The 273-nt window shown below is 49.1% G+C and carries 1 rRNA gene; it reads right to left on the bottom strand.

Annotated features, from left to right (window positions below):
- Positions 1 to 273 (bottom strand): 23S ribosomal RNA (locus ABG80_RS09615); the annotation flags it as partial.

The following is a 273-nucleotide window of genomic DNA, read 5'->3' as shown; positions in this document are numbered from 1 at the left end:
TTCTTTTCGCCTTTCCCTCACGGTACTTGTTCACTATCGGTCGATTACGAGTATTTAGCCTTGGAGGATGGTCCCCCCATCTTCAGACAGGATTTCACGTGTCCCGCCCTACTTATCGTGCACTCAGTTCCACAGAAGACTTTTCTCATACGGGGCTATCACCCACTATGGCCAGCGTTTCCAAGCTGTTTTGATAAGTCGACTGCTAAAGAGCACTAGGCTGTTCCGATTTCGCTCGCCACTACTTTCGGAATCTCGGTTGATGTCTTTTCC

Origin of the sequence: Aquabacterium parvum, assembly GCF_001447195.1 — a bacterium.
GTDB classification, from domain to species: domain Bacteria; phylum Pseudomonadota; class Gammaproteobacteria; order Burkholderiales; family Burkholderiaceae_C; genus Aquabacterium; species Aquabacterium parvum.
This window is presented reverse-complemented; position numbering and strand designations above follow the sequence as displayed.